Here is a 16,210-nt window from a genome sequence, read left to right on the forward strand (position 1 = left end):
ACAGTCTGCTATATGCTGCTCATACAGTTCGTATTCATCTGAAGAAGCACGGATGGATGCAGCGCCTATCAAAAAAAGAGCCGCCACGGCTGCAAAACCATGGTGGCTCTTTCTCGTACGTCTTGAGGAAGTGCGGAATTTATCCGCGGTCCCTTCAGTCGAGCAGGCTCTCGACCATCTCGCGCGGCACGAAGCCGACGGATTCTTTCGTCTTCTTTCCGTCCTTGAAGACGATGAGCGTCGGAATCGACTGCACGCCGAACCGGACGGCGAGATCGGGCTGCTCGTCGATGTTGACCTTGCCGACCTTGAGGTCGGGATGCGCTGCAGCCACCTCGTCGATGACGGGCGTGAGCATGCGGCACGGGCCGCACCACGGCGCCCAGAAGTCGAGCAGCACCGTGCCCTTGGCGGCCGTGACCTCGCTCTCGAAGTTTTCCTTTGTAATCTCTATTGCATTCATGTTTATCCCTCGCAATCTTTTTTGATGGAACTCTTTCGCTATTATATCACATCCTTTTCCTCGGGAAAAGCGGGAAGGCGTGCGATTTCTTCCGTCTTGCCGTCAAATCTCTTGCAATATCGCGCTTTTTCCACTACAATGATGAACGAAAAATAATGATGGGGGAATCGCTGAATTTATCCGTGCTTCCCTGGAAAGGTGGATTCCATGACACGATTGGAAGAGATGCTGCAGGCGAATGAGGCGTACTGCAAGAACCCGCCCGTCGACTACACGGGAGAAGATGTGCACGAGAGCAAGCTGCCGAAGAAGAAAATTGCCGTGTTCACCTGCATGGACACGCGCCTTGTAGAGCTTTTGGAGCCTGCCTTGGGGCTAAAGCGCGGCGACGCGAAATTCGTCAAGACCGTCGGCAACACGCTCGTCGGCCCCTTCGACGGCGTCGTGCGAAGCCTCATGGTTGCGACATACGAGCTCGGCATTGAGGAGATCTTCGTCGTCGGACACGACGAATGCGGCATGGCGAAGACGACGGCGAAGAGCCTCATCGAGGCCATGCACGCGCGCGGCGTTGACGATGCGGCGATCACGCCCCTGCGCGAGGAGCTTGTGCATTGGGCGGACAGCTTCAGCCATCCGGCGGAAAATGTCAAGGAAGTCGTCCAAAAACTGCGCGAGAATCCGCTGCTGCCGAAGGATCTTAAGATTCACGGACTGATGCTGCACCCGAGGACGGGCAAGGTCGACCTGATTGAGAGCGGCGATGCGTGAGGGCGGCATCGGATATGAGGAGAAGTTTTTTGCTGCAGGTATGCCGAAGGAGAAGTCATGATGGCCGCTCAAAGAAAGAACCGTGAGTTTGCCGCGAAGGATCTTGTCTTGACGGCGCTGATGACGGCGATCGTCTTTCTCGCCACCTTCGTGCCTCACATCCCGATTCCGCTCGGCTACGCGCATTTGGGCGATGCCGCAATCTTCCTCTTTGCGCTCTTGGCGCCGCGGCGCTCGGCGCTCTTTGCCGCGTGCTTCGGCTCGGCGCTTGCCGACTTCATGAGCGGCTTCGCGCTTTGGATCGTGCCGACGCTCGTCATCAAGTTCGTCATGGCGGAAATCGTCTGCCGCATGGCACAGGAGCGAAGCGGGCTCTGGCGGATCGCGGCGGCGCTGGCTCTCGCGAGCCTTTGGATGGCGGCGGCCTACACGCTCGCAGGTGCTGTCCTTTACGACAGCCTTGCGGCGGCGCTGGCCTCCTTCCCCGGGCTTTTCGTGGAAGGCGTCGTCAACAGCGCCTTGGCGCTCGCCGCCCTGCCGTTTTTGCGCGGGCGTTTTTTGCGCAAGGATTGAATTTTATGGATGAGGAAAGAAGTGACGGAATTGCTCGCTCCCAAGGGCTATGAAGATATTGAAGAAAAGGTGCTGGCGAAAGAGCGCCTGACGCGCGAGGACGGCGTCCGCCTCTTTGACTGCAGGAACATCGCTTGGCTCGGTGCACTCGCCGACCATGTGCGGCGCGAAAAGTGCGGCGACGTCGTCTACTACAACGTGAACTGCCATGTGAACCTCACGAATATATGCTGCGCGCACTGCAAATTCTGCGCTTTCGGACGTGACGCCGAGGACAAGGGCGCCTATGAGATGGCGGCGGACGACGCCGTCGCCGTTGTCGAGGACGCGATGAAGGATCCGCACCTTGCGGGACTGCACGTCGTCTCAGGACTGCATCCCGCGTGGACGTTCGACGACTACCTCGCGCGGCTTCGTGCGCTGCACGAAAGATTCCCCAAGCTCTACCTCAAGGGCTTCACGGGCGTCGAGATCACGCATTTCTCCAAGATTTCGGGGCTTTCCGTGCACGAGGTGCTGCAAAAGCTCAAGGCGGCAGGACTTGACGCCATCGCGGGCGGCGGTGCGGAGATCCTTTCCGACCGCATCCGCGAAGAGCTGTGTCCGAACAAGGCGACGGCGAAGGAGTGGCTCGACGCTGCGCGCACGGCGCATGAACTCGGCATCAAGTCGAACGCCTCGATGCTCTACGGGCATATCGAGACGCTCGCCGAGCGCGTCGACCATCTGCTCGCACTGCGCTCTCTGCAGGACGAGACGGGCGGCTTCCAGACATTCATCTGCTTCCCGTTCCTGCCGAAGAACACGGCGCTCGCCGCTGAGAGCGGCATCTCTCAGACCTCGATGTGGGACGACCTCAGGACGATGGCGATCTCGCGCCTCATGCTTGACAATTTCACGAACATCAAGGCATATTGGGTCATGCTGACCGTCCCTGTCGCCCAAGTGGCGCTCGGCTTCGGCGCGAACGACATCGACGGAACGGTGCACAAGGAGACGATTTTGCACGACGCGGGCGCGAAGAGTCCGCGCGCGCTGACGGAGGACCGCATCATCCGCATCGTCAAGGAAGCCGGCCGCATCCCCGCGGCATGTGACTGCAACTTCAATATCCTTCATGTGTATGAATGAGGTGGAAAAATGAAAAAACTTTTTCTAGCATCTTATTTGGCCGGAGTGAAGACGTTGGTTGGAACATGGTTGGAGGAGAAAAGGCCGGAAGAGATTCTCTTCGTTCCAACGGCGGCGAATGTCGAAGAATATACCGACTATGTGGAGGAAGCGGCGGATACATTCGCCGCTCTTGGCTACCGTGTGAAACGTATGGATTTTAGCAAATTCGCACGGGAAGAATGTGAACGAGAATTGCAAATGTGCGATAGCCTTTATGTTTCAGGCGGTAATACCTTCTATTTGCTGCAGGAGCTGCGCCGCAAAAATCTTCTGGGGGCTTTGCATGAGAGAATTGAAGAGGGGATGCTTTATATCGGAGAGTCGGCAGGAGCAATGATCACGGCTAGGGATATTGCCTATGGTCAAATCATGGACGACAAAAAAGCCGCACCGGACCTAAAAGACATGAGCGGCTTATCTGTTGTGGATTTTTATATTTTGCCTCATCGAGGAGAAGAACCGTTTGTTGAAGCTGTGGAAGAAACGCTTCGTGTATACGATGGGAAACTGGAATTTTTGACAATGGACAACAGTGAGGCAGTGATTGTTGATGGTGCGGAGCACAGAGTGGAGAGAGAAGCGTAGGTGCGATCGGCTCCGCTTAGGCTTATAGGGACTCACTGTCGTCAAGTTTTGCAATTCTGCGTGCAGCGATTTTATATACGGCAGCATCGCTGCGCAGCCCAATGACGATGATAAGCATGTGATCGCGGTCTTGCACCAGTTTGTAGACGATACGGATGCCTGAGCGCTTCAGTTTGATTTTTAATAGACCGACGAGATTCGTGTCGGCATGTGCGCCCAATGGCTTGCCGTAGCCGCCCTCACTTGCAGGCAGTGGATTCTGAGAAACCTTGCAGATGGCTTTTGCCGTTTCCTGCTTCTGACTGCCGTCAAGACGCTCGAAGTCTTTTTGCGCTGCTTCCAGAAACTGTACTTGCCACATCATTCGATTTCAACGCTCTCAAAATCGAGAGAAGGAAGGTCGATGCCGTTTCGCTTGCAGACTTCTTCAAAGGGAATAGCCGCCTGCTCTTTGCTGTCGAAGTCTTTCAGTCTTTCGGAAGCGAGATGCAGAAGGTCAGTGTCTTCTAAGCGCTCGACAAGGGCGTTGTAATCGGCAGGCGACAGCAGGACGCACTCCGGTTCATTGTTCTTCATGACGACCGTCATGCCGGTTTGTTTTACGTTGGAGAAAATTTTTCCGGCTTGGCCGCGATTGAAGGCTGTGATGGGAATCATAGGGGGGAGCGGGTGTATTTGCGGCATGATGAACCATCCTTTCCAGATCATGCAGATACTCTGCGTTCAGTATAGCAAGATGTCGATAAAATGACAACGAATTTGTCGACACCCCTGCTGCGGGGATCGGAGCAGGGTATCCATTGGTATAACGCATGGTCGAGAAAAGAACTGTTTTATGCGTGTAGTTTATGAGTGAAAGGAGCATTTGCATGAAGAAGGGTCTTTTCGTATGCTATCCGCGCTGCACGACATGCCAAAAGGCGCGTCGCTGGCTGGAAGAGCGCGGTGCTGCAGTTGAGGAGCGCGACATCAAGGAGGAGCGGCCGACGGCCGACGAACTGCGGGCCTGGCACGCGAAGAGCGGCTTGCCGCTGAAACGCTTCTTCAACACGAGCGGCTTGAAGTACAAGGAACTTGGACTCAAGGACAAACTGTCCGCGTTGAGTGAGGCCGAGCAGTATGACTTGCTCGCTTCCGACGGCATGCTCGTCAAGCGTCCGCTTCTCGTCGCCACTGACTTTGTCCTCGTCGGCTTCAAGGAAAAGGAGTGGCAGGAGCACTTTGCATGAATTCCCGACGCAGATGCGTCGGGATGAGTGACTTCGTTTTATCCGCGCTTCCTTATGGCTGTGCCCGAGCTTTTTGCCTTGGGTGCAGCCTTTTTGCTTCTTGGAGGGAAGCATCTGACGGGCGGGGGGAAGCTATTGGAAAAATCCTTGAATCTTCCCTTAGGAATAGAGGCGTTCGCGACGATAGATACATTAGACGCATATATTTTGGCTACTTTTACGGAGAGAGGTACAAGATGAACGGAAATTTGAAAAACTGCCCTTCGTGCGGCAAGCTCTTTATCGCACAGCCGAAGCAGAGGCTGTGCATGGACTGTTTCGAAAAGCAGCGCGAGGAAGAAGAGCGCATCATCCGCTATGTGAATGCGCATCCGGAGGTGACGACGCTCGATGAGATCGCCGCAGGGACGGGGGCTGAGCCAAAGGAGATCCTGCGCATGATCCACGACTCCCGCCTCCTGCAGGCGGACCGGGAGATCCGCTATCCATGCGAGAGCTGCGGCACGCTGATCTCGCGCGGGCGCTATTGCGCGGGCTGTATGCGCGATTTCAAGGCGGGGGCGGACCGCATCGGCTGAGAGTGGATGGCCGCTTCTTTCCGGCGGCGCACTTCCGTGCCCGTTGGCAAGGAACAGGGCGCTTGAGAGCCGCTCTTTCGCAGAAACTTCTCATGGAGCGGCGCTTAAGCTGAAAGAATTTTTTTCCGATACTACTCATGAAAGACGGGTATGTGAGTGAGGATGCTCCGTTTCCGTCTATAACAAGAAAGGTGGTGAGGTGCGATGTCCATCCAGGTGCAGGGACGTGTGCAGACTCTTTACGGTGTCTATGCAGCGAATGAAGCTCTTTCCGCCGTGCAGACGCAGGACAGATACCGGACGGAAGCGCCGCGCAAGGACGCCGTTGTGCTTTCCGAGGAAGGCAGGACGTTCGGTGAGATTCTCAACCGCTTGAAAGCGGATAACGATAAGGTTCGAGAGGACAGAGTTGGTTTTTATGAAGAGCGCATCGCCGCAGGTGACTATTATGTTGCCGGGCGCGATATAGCTGCGAAAATGCTCGACCAGCGCATTTGAGAAAACCTTGTTTTGACGTGCTGTCACGAGGAGGATGCTTATGTGGCGTGAAATGAAGGAAGTCATGAAGGCACTTTCTTCGTGCTATGCGGAGCTTGCAAAAGTCAGCGGGGCAAAGCACAAGGCACTGGCCGCGATGGATCTCAAGGCGATCGAGCGCGTCGTGAAGGAAGAGGAACGGTTCGCGGCGGAGATCGAGCGGCTTGAGACGCGCCGCAAGGCGGTTCTCCGAAGCCTTGCGGAAAAGGACGCGGGCATAGAGGCGACGATGAAACTGCGCGAGCTTCTGGCACGCTGCCCAGATCAGCAGATTGCCGGAGAACTTGAGACGCTGCACGAGGAGCTTGATCGGCGCATGAAGGAGGTCGAGCGCCTCGGCGAGCGGAATACGCTGCTTGCCGAAGGTGCACTTGCCGCAGTGACGGCGAACCTCAATCGTATCGGCGGCACGGCGGCGGGCGCGTCCTACGGAGCGGGCGGCAAGGAAAGCGTGACGCGCGAGCGCCGCTTCGACTTCAAGGCGTGAAGCTATGGGAGAGATCATCAAGCTGCTCAGACAGCAGATCGACTTGTGCCAGAGGCTTCTCCTCGCGGTGGAACGTCAGCGCCAGGCTCTTTGCGACGGTTCGGGCGATTCGATGAGCAAGGAGACGAAGGCAATCGAGGTTCTGCTCATCGAGCTGCGGCGCATAGAGAAGCGCCAGGAGCTGCTCCTGAAGGGCACAGCAACGCACGACCTCGCGGAGCTCCTCTCGCGCACGGCTCCGTCTGAAGAACGTGCTGTCGCGAGACGCCTGCTGGAGGAAACGAACGGGATCATGCGCGAGATGCAGGAAGCGGTCGCCATGAACGACGCCCTGCTCGAACGCCACATGCAGTTTATCCTCTTCAACATCAATGTGATGGCGGGGACGCCTGCAGAGGCGACGTACACGGCGAAGGACGTGCGGAAAGGGAAGAAGCAGGCGGGCGCGGACACGAAAGTGTTTGATGCGAACGTCTGACGGGATAGATAGAGAAAGCGCAGATTCGCAAGAGCGAGGCGGCGCTTCCGAGGGAAAAGGGTGAAAGAATGCGATCAACATTTTCCGGACTGAACACGATGGTTCGCGGCATTTACAACAATCAGCTGTCCCTTGATACGGTGGGGCACAACATCACGAACGCGAACACAGAGGGCTATTCGCGCCAGCGCGTGAATCCTGCGACTACGCGGGCATTGGAGCACAGCAGTCTGTATGGCGGACTTTTCGTCGGTACCGGCGTCGATTCGGATTCGCTGACGAGAGCCCGCGATTTTTTCGCGGACAAGCAGTATTGGCAGGAGGAGGCGACGGAGTCCTACGCGAAGTACCGCCAGAAGAACTACGACAAGATCGAGGCGGTCTTCAATGATTCCAAGACCAAGGGCTTGCAGAACGAGATGCATAAGTTCTACAGTGCGTGGAACGACCTCAGCGTCTATGCGAGCGATCCCGCGAAGCGCGTCTCCGTCATTGAATCGGGCAAACAGTTCGCTGACCGCCTCGAGGAATCGGCGCAGAACGTGCAGAAGCAGCTTGATCTCGTCTATCGTGAGATGGATACCCAGGTCAAGGATGTCAACGAGATCACGCAGAAGATTGTCGAACTCAATAAGAATATCTCGCTCGCCGAAGCGAATGGTGCGATGGCGAACGACCTCCGCGACAAGCGCGATCTCCTTGTTGATAAATTGTCGGGCTACATGAGCCTGCATGTCTACGAGATGGATAACGGCATGTACCAGGTCGTCTCGGGCGGCGCGTCCATCGTCAACGGCGTCTCGCGCCTCGAGCTCAAGATGGACGGTCCCGTTGAGAACAAGCGTTACGGCGTCAATGACTACTCGTTGATTTTCAAGGATACGAACACACTCTTCGTGCCGGGAAATGGCTCGCTGCAAGCTGCCGTCGACTCCATCAAGGAGGACAAAGCGTACATGGATAAGCTCGCGAATATCGCGGCGACGTTCATGACGCAGTTCAATGACCAGCATCGCGCGGGTGCCGGAATTGACAAGGACAAGACGTCGAACCTCAACTTCTTTGGCAGAAATGACAAGTATTATATTTGGGACAAGGAACGTCAGTCGCTCCTCGCGGCGAAGGTGACGGGCACGGCGTCGACGACAGCCGGCTCGCCTCCCGTAACGACACATACGACGACGCTCTCTACGACGGCCGGCGATACGGAAGAGCTTGAAGGCCTTGAAATCATCAAGGCGATGAAGGTCAGTGCCGAACTCGTCGCACAGAACGGCGAGCTCAAGCTTGCTGCACGCGGCTTCGGTGACAACAGCGATGCGAAGAACTCCTACGTGCAGAATCTCGGCTACAACAATGCGACGATCCCGCCGAATCTTACGGGCGCGGGTACCGTCGTTCATACGACGAGCGACATGAACGGCACGGCGGACGGCAGCAACGCCGTTCTCTTGACGAACATCTTCAACATGGAACAGAAGGACACGGGCCTCACAATATACAAGAACCCGACGGCGGGCAGCCCGACGGAGCACCGTCCGACCGGCACGGTCTCGCTCAACAACTACTACAATTCGGTGACGAGTGCACTCGGCATCGATTCGAACGCTATGGACACGAAGGTCAAGTTCCAACAGGATGTCATGACGCAGATCGAGGCTTGGCGCACGTCGGTCTCGGGCGTCAACTGGAACGAGGAACTTTCCAACATGATCAAGTTCCAGCAGGGCTACAGTGCGTGCGCACGCTGCATGACGACAATGGACGAAATGCTCGACCGTCTCGTGAACAACACGGGGATGGTGGGAAGGTAAGGTGAAATAGATGAGAATCGGCAGCTTGCAGATGGTTTCGCGCTATCAGAAACAGCTGAACACCGCCGCGGAGGAGCAGGCGAAGCTCATGGAACAGTCGGACGGACAGTCGCTGCACCGCCCGTCGGACGATCCCGTGCGTTACTCGAACTGGCTTCGCTACAGCACGGAGCAAAACGAGAACGAGCAGTATCAGAAGAACGTCGACGCCGGCAAATCGTGGATGCAGCGCACGGACGGCGCCGTCTCGGGCATGGCAGACATCTTCAAGACGTTGAAGGAAAAGACGATTCAAGCGGCGCAGTCGCCGCACCAGGATACGGATATGGACGCAATTGCCAAGGAGATGACAGCAAAGCTGCATGAGATCGTCTCCCTCGGCAATTCGCAGCAGGGCGACCGCTACATCTTCTCTGGCCAGTCCGACCTCACGCAGCCGTTCCTCCTCACGGAGAAGAAGGTCGCGCGCGGCGTGCCCAAGACGCTCGACGATCAGCAGTCGAAGTTCTTCAACAATACGAACGTGTCGGGCCGCATGAAGCAGATGATCACGCTCCAGGGCGACGACAATAATGAATATTATCTCGACACGAAGACGGGCGACATCTATTCCTACGACTTCATGAAGGATGGCTACAAGAAGAAGGTCGCGGCAGGGCAGACGGAGGTCAACCCGTCGGCAGACCGTGCAGGCACCCTCGGTGGCGCATTCAACGTGTCAGACAACTTCCTCAATACGGGGCAGATCAAGGACGCCTCGACGACGCCGCCGGCTGCTGCCGGCAAGGGCGCAGGCTGGTCACAGAGCATCACGGTCGGTGGCAATACGGTTAACTTGAAGCTCAAGACCATCGACCAGCAGATCGTCAAGTACCAAGGCGATTTCAAACAGATCTCCATGGTCAAAAAGAACGGCGCCGTCGAGCCGACCGCCGACACCGTCAATGCGACGGCGGGCGACATCTTCGGCACAGACATCTTTGACGATGAAAATTCGGGCAACACCCAGTCGGGCACGGCGGCGATCAACGATATGCTGACCGTGGCGGCGAAAGTCGATTCCTCCGACGTCAACTGGCTGATTTCCGACGGCGTGACGCTCGCCGACGAGTCACACAACAACGTCGTCATATCGCAGGATCATATCGCGGCGCGCCACAATGTTTACAAGGGCATGGCGGACATCCTCGACGACTACGCCGTTTCCATCAAGCAGGATATTTCCGACACGAACAGCACGGATGTCGCGAAGCTCGCCGTCCAGCTCATGCAGGCGTCGGCAATCTACAACATGTCGCTCTCCGTCGGCTCGCGCATCCTGCCGCCGACTTTGACCGACTACTTGAGGTAAGAACAAGACAGAAGAAAGGAGGGACGCGATGCTTTCCAATATGACGTATCTGAATGTGCGCCATACCCTGCCCATGCTCGGCTGGCAGACGCGCTCCTTCCAGCTTAAAACGAGCATGACGCCGACACAGATGCGAGGGGTGCGGCGCGAAGCGAGCGCAAATCTCGGCGCGACGCAGGTGCGCATTGACATCGACAGCTACGAGAGCCGTAAGGCGTACGGTTTCCGCAAGGATGCCGATCTCTGCGCGGACTTCAAAAACGCAGGCCTTTCAGGCGTGAAAAGTGGCACGAGCCGCCGCTCATCGGAGGCTTGGCAGGCGATTGACGGTGCGGCGAAGCCAAATGCGGACTTTTTCCAAAAGCAGGCGAAGGGCAAGATCGAAGCTGAGATCAAGGAACAGAAGGAAATCGAGCTCAAGCCCATCCCGCGTCCGAAGATCACAGTGCATCCGGCAGAGCTTAAAGGATCGCCCGATGTCGGCGAGCACTCGATCGACATACGCTCCGATCCGTTCGCCACGTACGACTATGAGCCGGGCAGTATCGACTATCATATGAAAGTGGAAGGTTCCATTCATATGTGGACATCCATCGGCCATTATGATGTATACGCATAGGGGAGAAGAACATGAGAAAGATCACGACGACGCGCTTTGGAGAAATCGAGGAAGACGAGAGCAAAATTGTTCATTTTGCTGCAGGCCTTCCAGCCTTCGAAGACGAGCATGAGTTCATCATCATACCATACGACGAGGAAAGCCCCTACGTCTTTCTGCAGTCGGTGACAACGCCCGATCTCGCATTTCTGATGGCGATCCCGTTCATCTTCTTCCCTGACTACGAGTTCCGCTTGGAGGACGATGTTCTCGAAAGCCTTGCCCTTGAACGACAGGAAGATCTTCTGCTCTACACGCTCTTGACAATCCCAGGCAGTGACATACGCGAGATGACGGCGAATCTTCTCGCACCGATTGTCATCAACAGCCGCACGAACGAGGGGCGGCAGATCGTCCTCGACAAGAGCGGCTATTGCACGAAGCACAAGTTGTTTTCCAAGAAGGCGGAGGACAAGGAAGCAAGCGAGCGGGAGGCGAACTGAATGTTGGTATTGACGCGCAAGCCGCGCCAACAGATCATGATTGGCGACGACGTCGTCGTTCATGTCGTGGAAGTGCAGGGGGACAACGTCCGCATCGCCATCGAAGCGCCGCGCGAGGTCAAGATCTACCGCGGCGAAATATATCGCGCCATACAGGACGAGAACAAGCGGGCGGCAGCGCCTGCTGACATCGACCTCAGCGGCGCATTGCCCGGGACGGAGTGAAGCGTCTCATCCGAGGCAAGACTTTGGCAAGTCGTTCCTTGCAGGAGCAGGAAGCTCCTGTATTGCCCCGCGCAGGAAGCGCTCGGCAAACAAGGGATTGCATATATTTTATCTATGGAGGGAGAAACTATGATAAGCAAGATTCAGGACGCGCTCGGCGCGGCGGCCGTCATGCAGATGACCGATCTTGCCGTGGGGGGGAGTCCGGCACCCGCTCCTGCAGCACCCGCAAACAGCGGACAGCAGGCAGCGGCGACGGGCGTGGAAAACCCCGCGGCGAGCGGCCTTGCCGGCGAGGCTTCGCCCGCCGCCGTCGTCGACGAGCATCTGAGCACGCAGCTGCAGGCGCGGGAGATCAGCGAAGCGGCGAAGACGAAGAGCGAGGCGGCAGAGCAAGAGCGCAAGGAAAAGGCCGGCAAGGACAAGCCGGTCGACGAGTCGCAGATGACGTACCTCATGAAGGAGATCAACCGCATCATGAGCCGCATGAACTGCAACATCGCCTTCGAGTACCACAAGGAAGTCGACGTCATGAGCGTGCGCATGCTCGAAAAGAAGACGGGCAAGCTCATCAAGGAGATGCCGCCCGAGTACATGATCAAGGGCATGGAAAAGACGCGCGAATGGCTGGGCACGTTCCTGGATCAGCCGGCCTAAGGAGGAAGAATTATGGGTGTAAACGGAATTTACGGCCTTTCCGGCTCGGGTCTTGACGTAGAATCCCTCGTCAAGATGGGCATGAAGGGCAAGCAGAACCAATACGACAAGATGTACAAGCGCGAGATGACGAACGAGTACACGAAGACCGCGCTCAACGAGCTTTACAACAAGGTCAATACATACAACCTCTCCGAGCTTACGAAATACAAGCAGCAGTCCGACATGGCGGCGAAGAGCGCGTCAAGCTCGGACGACAAGACGGTTACGGTCAATGCGAACGGTGCGGCGGCCGTCATGAGCCATACGGTCACGGTCGAGAGTCTCGCGTCGAACGCCTATTTCGTGTCAAATGCGCCGATCACGCGCTCCTCGGATAATCCGAGTAAAGCACTGTCGACCGAGCTTGCCGACATCGCTTTCAAGCGCATCGATAAGCTGACGACGCCCGGCCCCGGCGGCGTGCAGCAGTATCACGTCTACTATGCGGACGGTACGGATGCCGTCGTCAATGAAGGCGACACGGCGATCGATATGGATCTCGCGGACAAGAGTTCGGCATCTGCCGACGATATCTACCACGTCAAGTATACGTTCAAGGATCTCGTGGAAAACAAGAAGACGCTGAATGACCTCGCGAGCAGCATACAGAACGCCAAGCGTCCGCCGAAAGGGCCGAAGGATGTCGCGCACAAGGCTAATTTCAACGCGAGTTACGATGCGGCGACGGGTTCTTTCAGCATCTACAACAAGAACGGCGGCGCTAGCAATGTCATCAGCGTCAAGACGCTCGACAAAGGTTCGACACAGCTCGTGAACAACCTTCACCTCGCGAAATTCGATCAGTCTACGAACACCTTGACGAACCTGCCCTCTTTCGTGCAGGGCACAGAGCAGCAGTTCGGCGGCACAGCAGGCAAGGTCAAGGTCGACGGCAGAGAGTACATTGTCGATGAGAATCGCCTCGTCGCGGGGGGCGTCACCTACAACTTCCTCAACAAGACGCAGACGGGACAGACCGTCACGGTTTCCGTTTCGCAGAACGTCGACGCCGTCGTCGACAAGGTCAAGAAGTTCGTCGAGAGCTACAACAAGCTCCTGGACGAGCTGCAGAAAGAATACAACACGCAGCACGACAAGGATTACGACCCGCTGACGAAAGATCAGGAAAAGGGCATGTCGGAAGAGCAGGTCAAGCGCTGGAACGAAAAGGCGAAGGGCGGGCTTCTCTACCACAACACCTACCTCGGCAGGCTCATCAGCAAGATGAGAGAAGCCGTCGCGACGCCCGTCGCGTCCGCCGAGTCGAAGTACAACTCCGCATCGACACTCGGCATCACGACGAAGGTCGGGAACAACCACGGTCATCTGTCGCTGGACGAGGACAAGCTCAAGAAGGCGCTGGCGGAAGATCCCGACTCCGTCTACCGCGTCTTTGGTTCGCTGGACGAGAAGGACGACTTCAAGAACTCGGGCGTTTCGATGCGCCTGTCGAAAGTCGCTCTGGACAGCCTCAAGGAGATCAGCAAGGAAGCGGGCACGAAGTCCGATTGGGACGATGCGTCGACGCTCGGCAACCTGATACGCTCGCAGAAAAAGAAGATGAAGGACTTCAAGAATCTCTTGGACGACTTCCAGTCACAGCTCTATAAGAAATACGACGCGATGGAATCGGCGTTGCAGCGCATGAACAGCACCTACAGCTCGATTTTCGGCGCGAAGTGATAGGGGAAGGCAGGGGGAAAACGAATGGTAAATGCAGCAGCGGAAGCATATAAGAGACAGCAGATCATGACGGCGACGCCCGAAGCCCTGACGCTCATGCTCTACAACGGCGCCCTGCGCTTCATGTCGGAGGGCAAGGAGGCTCTGGAGAAGAAGGACTACGAGTCGGCGAACAACTCGATCATCAAGGCGGAGAAGATCATCACGGAATTTCGCGTGACGCTCGACTTCGACTATGAGATCTCGCATCAGCTACTGCCGCTGTACAACTACGTCTACGACTGCCTCGTGCAGGGTAATCTGGCGAGCGACACGGCGAAGATCGACGAGGCGGCGGGCATCATACGCGAACTGCGCGACGCTTGGGCACAGGCGATGAAGAAGGCGCGCGCCGAAAAATCGGGCGAGAGCTTGGAAAGCGCGGCGCCGCCCGTGCCCGAGATCTCGACGACGCCTCCGACCGAGGGCGCGTGATGGAGATGCGCACGCCCGAAGCGCTTTGGCAGCTGTACCTGGAGCTTTCGCACGAGATGCTGAAGTTCATCAAGGAGGACGATATCGATCGCTTCCTCGATCTTGAAGCGCAGAGGGCCAAGGTATTTGGACAGATGGAAGAGTGCAGCATCGAAGCCTTCAAGGTGACGCAGGAGGGGCGAGCTCTCGTCGAAGAGCTCAAGCCCATCGAGATGCAGATCATCTACAACACGAAGGTCTGGCTGAACAAGTCGCGCACGCAGCATGAAACCGTACGCGACTATGAGGTCAGGGGTTTTGACCCCAGCGGTCATCTCGTGAATCGAGAAATGTGAAGAAGCACGGGGTGGTGCAGCCTTCCGTAAAATAAATTTTCACCGGCGGGAAAAAAGTTTCAAAAAACGCTTAAGAAAATAGAGCGTCCCACCGATAAACTAATTGAGCAAAGGCAAGAAGCACTTGTCGCTCATCAGATGTCAGCAGTCAGGCGGGTCTCCGATCAACCCGCTGCATGAAGCTAGCTAGCGGCGGCATGCAGCAAAGACGGAAAACGCCTGTTTTGCTTATTTGCGCCGCAAGGCGCAGGGACGGCAAAGCCGTCTCGAACGCCGGACAAGGATGCCCGGCAGAAGAGAAAATAGGAACAACCAGGGAGGAAAAGACAAATGGCATTGGTAGTTAAGAACAACATGATGGCGGTCAACACGCTGAACACGTTGAACAAGAATCAGAGCGCGCTCTCGACGAGCCTCAAGCAGGTTTCGTCCGGCATGAAGATCAACGGCGCTGTCGATGACGCTTCGGGCTATGCGATTTCCGAGCGCATGCGCGTCCAGATCCGTTCGCTCGATCAGGACAACCAGAACACGCAGAACGGCAACAGCATGATGAAGGTTGCTGAGGGCGCTGTTTCCAGCACGGTTGACATCCTCAAGACCCTCAAGGAGAAGGTCATCAACGCTGCGAACGATACGAACACGGATGACGATCGCGCGACGATCCAGAAGGAGCTCAACCAGAGCATCGACCAGATCAACGACAACGCGAACATCACGTTCAACGGCAAGTACCTCGTCGACGGCACGCACAACCAGAAGGTCACGGCTACGACGACGACGTTCACGAACCAGGCGATGAGCACGGCGACGGAGGGTGCTTCGGCTCTGACGGCGCTGCTTGACCGCACGGGCCGCAACCTCAACATCCATTCGCAGGATACGATCACGGTTTCCTACGTCAACCAGGGCAAGACGGTCACGACGTCCTTCACGGTTGGTCAGTGCAAGTTCAGCGAGATCATCGCCAAGATTTCCGGCGCTGGCAAGATGGCTTCGACCGTTGGTGGAACGTCCATCATCGGCACGAACGTCGCCGGCGATACGGTCTACACGGCTTCCGGTGAGAGTGCAATTTCGATCTACGCTGGCGGCACGGGTGTCGGCAACTCGATCGGCGGCATCACGTTCAGCATCACGGACACGCAGGGCAACATCAACAAGTCCGCGAATGCTGTCCTCGACGCTTTCACCGAGACGGTTCGTGCGCAGGATAACTCGCAGGACAACTCGATGAACTTCCAGATCGGCACGCGTGCCAACCAGGCGATCCGCGTCGGCATGACCGATATGCGCGCCCAGGCTCTCGGCCTCCAGGGTTCGGACGGCTCCACGCTGAACATCAGCACGCGCGACAAGGCGAATGCTGCCATCAACGTTCTTGACAACGCGATCAGCAAGGCACTCGACCAGCAGACGACGATCGGCGCTGTTCAGAGCCGCTTGAACTACACGAGCCAGAACTTGACGACGGCAAGCGAGAACGTCCAGGCTTCCGAGTCCACCATCCGCGACGCCGACATGGCAAAGGCGATGACGAACTACACGAAGAACAACGTTCTCATGCAGGCTGCTCAGGCTATGCTCGCTCAGGCGAACCAGTCCAGCTCCGGCGTTCTCAGCCTGCTCCAGTAATTTCGTCAAAATTACACAA

22 protein-coding genes are annotated in these 16,210 nt (G+C 56.8%); 19 read left to right on the forward strand and 3 right to left on the reverse strand.

All coding sequences use genetic code 11. The annotated features are described in order from the left end of the window. Positions 1-154 precede the first annotated feature (154 nt). A complete protein-coding gene (trxA, locus tag QZ177_RS00070) occupies positions 155-463 on the reverse strand; it encodes a thioredoxin (RefSeq protein WP_294174968.1) in 309 nt (102 codons plus the stop codon). A gap of 207 nt (positions 464-670) precedes the next feature. Between trxA and QZ177_RS00075 the strand changes: the two genes are divergently transcribed. The 4 genes from QZ177_RS00075 to QZ177_RS00090 are packed head-to-tail and all read left to right on the forward strand — an operon-like array spanning position 671 to position 3,565. Next, complete coding sequence (locus tag QZ177_RS00075; protein ID WP_294174969.1) at positions 671-1,234, forward strand: carbonic anhydrase; 564 nt, start codon at positions 671-673, stop codon at positions 1,232-1,234. 57 nt (positions 1,235-1,291) lie between these two features. Further along, the gene (locus QZ177_RS00080; RefSeq protein WP_265070912.1) at positions 1,292-1,807 is read left to right on the forward strand and encodes an ECF transporter S component; all 516 of its coding nucleotides are present in this window, start codon (positions 1,292-1,294) and stop codon (positions 1,805-1,807) included. Positions 1,808-1,816: 9 nt separating this feature from the next. Beyond that, the gene (gene mqnE / locus QZ177_RS00085) at positions 1,817-2,938 is read left to right on the forward strand and encodes an aminofutalosine synthase MqnE (RefSeq protein ID WP_294174971.1); all 1,122 of its coding nucleotides are present in this window, start codon (positions 1,817-1,819) and stop codon (positions 2,936-2,938) included. A gap of 9 nt (positions 2,939-2,947) precedes the next feature. Further along, on the forward strand, positions 2,948-3,565 hold the full coding sequence (locus QZ177_RS00090; RefSeq protein ID WP_009646329.1) for a Type 1 glutamine amidotransferase-like domain-containing protein: 618 nt from the start codon (positions 2,948-2,950) through the stop codon (positions 3,563-3,565). A 22-nt stretch (positions 3,566-3,587) separates the two neighbouring features. Here the strand turns inward: QZ177_RS00090 and QZ177_RS00095 are convergent, their stop codons facing one another. Together QZ177_RS00095 and QZ177_RS00100 are read right to left on the reverse strand one after the other, a co-directional pair. Beyond that, positions 3,588-3,929 carry a type II toxin-antitoxin system RelE/ParE family toxin gene (locus QZ177_RS00095; RefSeq protein WP_294174977.1) on the reverse strand — a complete coding sequence of 114 codons (342 nt, stop codon included), beginning with the start codon at positions 3,927-3,929 and terminating at the stop codon, positions 3,588-3,590. Further along, positions 3,926-4,249 (reverse strand): type II toxin-antitoxin system Phd/YefM family antitoxin, encoded by a 324-nt coding sequence (locus QZ177_RS00100; protein WP_294174978.1) that lies wholly within the window; start codon positions 4,247-4,249, stop codon positions 3,926-3,928. Before QZ177_RS00100 ends, QZ177_RS00095 begins: the two co-directional genes overlap by 4 nt. Positions 4,250-4,434: 185 nt before the next feature. Between QZ177_RS00100 and QZ177_RS00105 the strand changes: the two genes are divergently transcribed. The 15 genes from QZ177_RS00105 (at position 4,435) to QZ177_RS00175 (ending at position 16,191) form a co-directional block, all read left to right on the forward strand. After that, the gene (locus tag QZ177_RS00105; RefSeq protein WP_294174979.1) at positions 4,435-4,794 is read left to right on the forward strand and encodes an arsenate reductase family protein; all 360 of its coding nucleotides are present in this window, start codon (positions 4,435-4,437) and stop codon (positions 4,792-4,794) included. Positions 4,795-5,030: 236 nt separating this feature from the next. Then, on the forward strand, positions 5,031-5,372 hold the full coding sequence (locus QZ177_RS00110; protein WP_009646338.1) for a flagellar protein: 342 nt from the start codon (positions 5,031-5,033) through the stop codon (positions 5,370-5,372). Positions 5,373-5,576: 204 nt separating this feature from the next. Continuing rightward, positions 5,577-5,870 carry a flagellar biosynthesis anti-sigma factor FlgM gene (locus QZ177_RS00115; protein ID WP_009646328.1) on the forward strand — a complete coding sequence of 98 codons (294 nt, stop codon included), beginning with the start codon at positions 5,577-5,579 and terminating at the stop codon, positions 5,868-5,870. A gap of 40 nt (positions 5,871-5,910) precedes the next feature. After that, positions 5,911-6,396: a flagellar export chaperone FlgN gene (flgN, locus tag QZ177_RS00120; RefSeq protein ID WP_294174981.1), complete on the forward strand. Its 486-nt coding sequence runs from the start codon at positions 5,911-5,913 to the stop codon at positions 6,394-6,396. A 4-nt stretch (positions 6,397-6,400) separates the two neighbouring features. Beyond that, a complete protein-coding gene (locus QZ177_RS00125; RefSeq protein WP_294174982.1) occupies positions 6,401-6,874 on the forward strand; it encodes a flagellar protein FlgN in 474 nt (157 codons plus the stop codon). Positions 6,875-6,942: 68 nt separating this feature from the next. Further along, complete coding sequence (gene flgK / locus QZ177_RS00130) at positions 6,943-8,688, forward strand: flagellar hook-associated protein FlgK (protein ID WP_294174984.1); 1,746 nt, start codon at positions 6,943-6,945, stop codon at positions 8,686-8,688. 10 nt (positions 8,689-8,698) lie between these two features. Continuing rightward, positions 8,699-10,039 carry a flagellar hook-associated protein FlgL gene (flgL, locus tag QZ177_RS00135; protein ID WP_037370207.1) on the forward strand — a complete coding sequence of 447 codons (1,341 nt, stop codon included), beginning with the start codon at positions 8,699-8,701 and terminating at the stop codon, positions 10,037-10,039. 28 nt (positions 10,040-10,067) lie between these two features. Beyond that, the gene (locus tag QZ177_RS00140) at positions 10,068-10,658 is read left to right on the forward strand and encodes a DUF6470 family protein (protein WP_265070922.1); all 591 of its coding nucleotides are present in this window, start codon (positions 10,068-10,070) and stop codon (positions 10,656-10,658) included. A gap of 11 nt (positions 10,659-10,669) precedes the next feature. Next, on the forward strand, positions 10,670-11,140 hold the full coding sequence (gene fliW, locus QZ177_RS00145; RefSeq protein WP_265070923.1) for a flagellar assembly protein FliW: 471 nt from the start codon (positions 10,670-10,672) through the stop codon (positions 11,138-11,140). Further along, on the forward strand, positions 11,141-11,365 hold the full coding sequence (csrA, locus tag QZ177_RS00150; RefSeq protein WP_006193745.1) for a carbon storage regulator CsrA: 225 nt from the start codon (positions 11,141-11,143) through the stop codon (positions 11,363-11,365). 129 nt (positions 11,366-11,494) lie between these two features. Then, entirely contained in the window at positions 11,495-12,022 is a 528-nt protein-coding gene (locus tag QZ177_RS00155) for a flagellar protein FlaG (protein WP_265070924.1), read from the forward strand. Positions 12,023-12,034: 12 nt separating this feature from the next. After that, entirely contained in the window at positions 12,035-13,747 is a 1,713-nt protein-coding gene (gene fliD / locus QZ177_RS00160; protein ID WP_265070925.1) for a flagellar filament capping protein FliD, read from the forward strand. Between the two features lie 24 nt (positions 13,748-13,771). Further along, positions 13,772-14,221, forward strand: coding sequence for a flagellar export chaperone FliS (gene fliS / locus QZ177_RS00165; protein ID WP_265070926.1), 450 nt, complete (start codon positions 13,772-13,774; stop codon positions 14,219-14,221). Beyond that, positions 14,221-14,556: a hypothetical protein gene (locus QZ177_RS00170; protein ID WP_265070927.1), complete on the forward strand. Its 336-nt coding sequence runs from the start codon at positions 14,221-14,223 to the stop codon at positions 14,554-14,556. The genes fliS and QZ177_RS00170 overlap by 1 nt, the downstream gene beginning before the upstream one ends. Positions 14,557-14,886: 330 nt before the next feature. Next, positions 14,887-16,191 carry a flagellin gene (locus QZ177_RS00175; RefSeq protein WP_265070928.1) on the forward strand — a complete coding sequence of 435 codons (1,305 nt, stop codon included), beginning with the start codon at positions 14,887-14,889 and terminating at the stop codon, positions 16,189-16,191. The last annotated feature ends 19 nt before the right edge of the window (positions 16,192-16,210 follow it).

It is taken from the genome of uncultured Selenomonas sp., from assembly GCA_905372355.1.
Lineage (GTDB): Bacteria > Bacillota > Negativicutes > Selenomonadales > Selenomonadaceae > Selenomonas.

What these genes read in the sequence shown, in the direction of transcription:
- flgL (WP_037370207.1), top strand. Translation starts at nt 8,699, where the DNA reads ATGAGAATCGGCAGCTTGCAGATGGTTTCGCGCTATCAGAAACAGCTG.
- QZ177_RS00100 (WP_294174978.1), bottom strand. Translation starts at nt 4,249, where the DNA reads ATGCCGCAAATACACCCGCTCCCCCCTATGATTCCCATCACAGCCTTC.
- QZ177_RS00095 (WP_294174977.1), bottom strand. Translation starts at nt 3,929, where the DNA reads ATGATGTGGCAAGTACAGTTTCTGGAAGCAGCGCAAAAAGACTTCGAG.
- QZ177_RS00075 (WP_294174969.1), top strand. Translation starts at nt 671, where the DNA reads ATGACACGATTGGAAGAGATGCTGCAGGCGAATGAGGCGTACTGCAAG.
- QZ177_RS00125 (WP_294174982.1), top strand. Translation starts at nt 6,401, where the DNA reads ATGGGAGAGATCATCAAGCTGCTCAGACAGCAGATCGACTTGTGCCAG.
- QZ177_RS00080 (WP_265070912.1), top strand. Translation starts at nt 1,292, where the DNA reads ATGATGGCCGCTCAAAGAAAGAACCGTGAGTTTGCCGCGAAGGATCTT.
- QZ177_RS00140 (WP_265070922.1), top strand. Translation starts at nt 10,068, where the DNA reads ATGCTTTCCAATATGACGTATCTGAATGTGCGCCATACCCTGCCCATG.
- flgN (WP_294174981.1), top strand. Translation starts at nt 5,911, where the DNA reads ATGTGGCGTGAAATGAAGGAAGTCATGAAGGCACTTTCTTCGTGCTAT.
- QZ177_RS00155 (WP_265070924.1), top strand. Translation starts at nt 11,495, where the DNA reads ATGATAAGCAAGATTCAGGACGCGCTCGGCGCGGCGGCCGTCATGCAG.
- trxA (WP_294174968.1), bottom strand. Translation starts at nt 463, where the DNA reads ATGAATGCAATAGAGATTACAAAGGAAAACTTCGAGAGCGAGGTCACG.
- QZ177_RS00170 (WP_265070927.1), top strand. Translation starts at nt 14,221, where the DNA reads ATGGAGATGCGCACGCCCGAAGCGCTTTGGCAGCTGTACCTGGAGCTT.
- QZ177_RS00175 (WP_265070928.1), top strand. Translation starts at nt 14,887, where the DNA reads ATGGCATTGGTAGTTAAGAACAACATGATGGCGGTCAACACGCTGAAC.
- fliD (WP_265070925.1), top strand. Translation starts at nt 12,035, where the DNA reads ATGGGTGTAAACGGAATTTACGGCCTTTCCGGCTCGGGTCTTGACGTA.
- mqnE (WP_294174971.1), top strand. Translation starts at nt 1,817, where the DNA reads ATGAGGAAAGAAGTGACGGAATTGCTCGCTCCCAAGGGCTATGAAGAT.
- flgK (WP_294174984.1), top strand. Translation starts at nt 6,943, where the DNA reads ATGCGATCAACATTTTCCGGACTGAACACGATGGTTCGCGGCATTTAC.
- QZ177_RS00110 (WP_009646338.1), top strand. Translation starts at nt 5,031, where the DNA reads ATGAACGGAAATTTGAAAAACTGCCCTTCGTGCGGCAAGCTCTTTATC.
- QZ177_RS00090 (WP_009646329.1), top strand. Translation starts at nt 2,948, where the DNA reads ATGAAAAAACTTTTTCTAGCATCTTATTTGGCCGGAGTGAAGACGTTG.
- QZ177_RS00105 (WP_294174979.1), top strand. Translation starts at nt 4,435, where the DNA reads ATGAAGAAGGGTCTTTTCGTATGCTATCCGCGCTGCACGACATGCCAA.
- fliS (WP_265070926.1), top strand. Translation starts at nt 13,772, where the DNA reads ATGGTAAATGCAGCAGCGGAAGCATATAAGAGACAGCAGATCATGACG.
- fliW (WP_265070923.1), top strand. Translation starts at nt 10,670, where the DNA reads ATGAGAAAGATCACGACGACGCGCTTTGGAGAAATCGAGGAAGACGAG.
- csrA (WP_006193745.1), top strand. Translation starts at nt 11,141, where the DNA reads ATGTTGGTATTGACGCGCAAGCCGCGCCAACAGATCATGATTGGCGAC.
- QZ177_RS00115 (WP_009646328.1), top strand. Translation starts at nt 5,577, where the DNA reads ATGTCCATCCAGGTGCAGGGACGTGTGCAGACTCTTTACGGTGTCTAT.